Annotated in this window: 1 protein-coding gene and 3 pseudogenes; 2 read left to right on the top strand and 2 right to left on the bottom strand. The window is 44.7% G+C overall.

Translation table 11 applies throughout. From position 1 onward, the window contains the following. Positions 1 to 3: 3 nt before the first annotated feature. Positions 4 to 862, top strand: a pseudogene (locus tag A5N84_RS03095) (ABC transporter permease); the annotation flags it as partial. Here the strand turns inward: A5N84_RS03095 and A5N84_RS13610 are convergent. Beyond that, positions 859 to 971: pseudogene (locus A5N84_RS13610) on the bottom strand (IS30 family transposase); the annotation flags it as partial. The pseudogenes A5N84_RS03095 and A5N84_RS13610 sit on opposite strands and share 4 nt — an antisense overlap. Between A5N84_RS13610 and A5N84_RS13275 the strand changes: the two are divergent. Next, positions 969 to 1,055, top strand: a pseudogene (locus tag A5N84_RS13275) (sugar-transporting ATPase); the annotation flags it as partial. The pseudogenes A5N84_RS13610 and A5N84_RS13275 overlap by 3 nt on opposite strands. Before the next feature lie 230 nt (positions 1,056 to 1,285). Here the strand turns inward: A5N84_RS13275 and A5N84_RS03105 are convergent. Further along, positions 1,286 to 2,122, bottom strand: coding sequence for an ABC transporter substrate-binding protein (locus tag A5N84_RS03105; protein WP_143324803.1), 837 nt, complete (start codon positions 2,120 to 2,122; stop codon positions 1,286 to 1,288). Positions 2,123 to 2,570 lie beyond the last annotated feature (448 nt).

Genomic DNA, 2,570 nt, shown 5'->3' on the forward strand with positions numbered 1-2,570 from the left:
AAAATTGATATTAAACACATTTTAAATACTTATGGAATGGTGTTGATTTTAGGTGTGTTATATGCTGGATTATCTTTGAAAATAGACGGTTTTTATTCACTCGAAACTTTTTTAAGTATTTTAGAACAAGTTTCCATGTTTGGAATTATTTCTATCGGCGTGACGATGGCGATTATTACTACGGGCATTGATTTGTCGTCAGGTTCGGTAGTGGCTTTGGCTTCGGTTGTTGCGGCGATTATTGTTAAAGGATCTGACGGCGCTTTTTTAGCTTTGTGCGCCTTTGTGGCTGCGGTAGGCATCGGCGGGATTTGTGGGGAAATTAACGGTACTTTTACTGCTATTGGTAAAATTCCTCCTTTTATTGCGACATTAGGGATGATGACAATTGCACGCGGGGCAGCGCAAATTATTTCGGGCGGTCGTCCTATTGATGCTAGCGGCGAAGCTTTTACTTGGATTGCCGATTTAAAACTTTTCAATGTTCCGGGACTGGTATTTATTTATATTATTGTCGTAGTAGTTTCGCATATTTTGCTGAGTAAATCACAGTTTGACCGTCACATTTATGCTATTGGCGGCAATCGTAATGCGGCTCGAATCTCTGGTATTAATGTGCGTAAGACTTTAATTATGGTTTATACCTTAGCAGGTGCGCTTGCCGGTTTAGCAGGGGCCATGCTTGCCTCGCGCACTTACGCAGGCAATCCTTCTTATGGCAATGCTTGGGAATTAGATGCGATTGCGGCGGCGGTTATTGGCGGTACAGCATTAAACGGCGGCATCGGTTCAGTACCAATGTGCGTAATTGGTGCCTTAATCATCGGCACTACTAAATAAGGGTTTAAATTTATTAGGTGTATAGTCGAAGAATTGAAAAAGTATTACGGCGTTGGCTCGCCTTGCCGTACTATCTGTACTGTCTGCGGCTCGCCGCCTTGTACTACTTTTTCACTTCTCCGACTATAGATCCTTATTGGCAGCTGATTATTAAAGGGGCGATTATTATTCTTGCAGTATTGATTGATACTTTGAAGCGTCGTAGAGATATGTGATTATTTTAGAGTATTTGTCTTTTCTTATATCTACAAATATGCAAATTTGATTTTCGTTTAATTTCGTTAATTTAAAATAATAAAAAGCCGCTTTGAAGCGGCTTTTTATCTGTCTTAAGCAATTAAGGCGGTATCGGGTGCGCCGCCGCCGATGATTTTAGGATTGAGTTTGTAGAGTTCTTGGAAGAAATGGAGGATTTCTTCGCGCATTTGCGTGCTTCTGACCGCCACTAAGCCGAATGGGGCAGGGCTTGTTGCAGCGCAGGGACGGGGGCGGGCATGTAGTCGGCGGCGATTTCCGCAGCGCTTTTCGGATTGGCGGCGACCCAATCGACGGCATCCAGCAGGTCTTGATCGAGTGCGGCAAGGAATTCGGCGTTTTCAGCGGCAAATGTTTCGGAAATCATCAAACCTGCCTGCGGTATGCCTTTGCTGCTGCCGAAGCTGCGATTCCACCATGTGTCCAATGCGATACCGCGTTCGACGCTAATGCCGACTTGTTTGCCGCGTAGGATAGAGGCGCTGGCAAGCGGTTCCGGCAGAAGGGCGTAAGGGAAGTCTTGTTTGAGGAAGAGTCCTAAAGATTCGGGCGGCGTGGCGGTGTAGGTGATATCGCCGAGTGTGATGTTTTCGCGTTTGCAGAGGATTTGCATGACTAAATCGGGCATGTCGCCTTTAAAAGGCATGACGATTTTTTGTCCTACAAGTTGTGTCGCTTCGCCGAGCGGGCTGTTTTTGCTCATGATAGAGAGCAGTCCGCTGGTCATGATGTTGTGCAGCAGGACGGATTGTCCTTGGTTGCGCAAATTGGCGGCAACGTAGCTCGGTACGATGCTGGCTTGAATGCTGCCGCTGACCAAGCCTGCGCGCAGTTGATCGGGGCTGAGCCAGCTTTTAACTGAAAAGGGGCGGATGTTTTTCGCTTTGCCCATTTGTGCGGCAATGGCAAGCAGAACGGTCGGGCTGACCGGCGGCCCCCATAGGGTGAGCTTGTCTTGGGCGTGTAGCGGTAAGATGCTAGCAGCAGCGGCTGCGCTGCCGAGTTTTAGGAAATGACGGCGTTTCATCGTTTGTCTCCTGATTTAGAAAGTATAAAGTTAGAAGTCAAGTTATATAACATATTTTTGCTAATAGATAGATTTTTTCTTGGTAATGGCGAGGTTTTCATCTAAAAAACATTGTCTTACCTAATTTTAATCTATCCTATTTAGTTCTAAATAGTCCCATTCAGTATAGTTCAGTTTTTGCCAAAAATCTCCAAAAAGGGGAAAAAAAGGGGAAAGAGCTTCCTTAGGTATCATGGGGATCTGTTCCATGAGATATTCCCTTTATGCGTCTAAGAGAGATAGTGATTAAACAAACCTGAGTTCGGGATAAGCACCCCACTAAAAAATAAAGAGCAATTGTGATAATCTACTGTTTTGACAAAACAAACCATCACAAAAGCCCTTTAACATGGAATATCTTACAACACTTTTCTGCCAAGTAGATGATTTTTGTAAAACATTTGAAGCA

Source organism: Rappaport israeli (assembly GCF_001888055.1).
Taxonomy (GTDB): Bacteria; Pseudomonadota; Gammaproteobacteria; order Cardiobacteriales; family Cardiobacteriaceae; genus Rappaport; species Rappaport israeli.

What these genes read in the sequence shown, in the direction of transcription:
- A5N84_RS03105 (WP_143324803.1), bottom strand. Translation starts at nt 2,122, where the DNA reads ATGAAACGCCGTCATTTCCTAAAACTCGGCAGCGCAGCCGCTGCTGCT.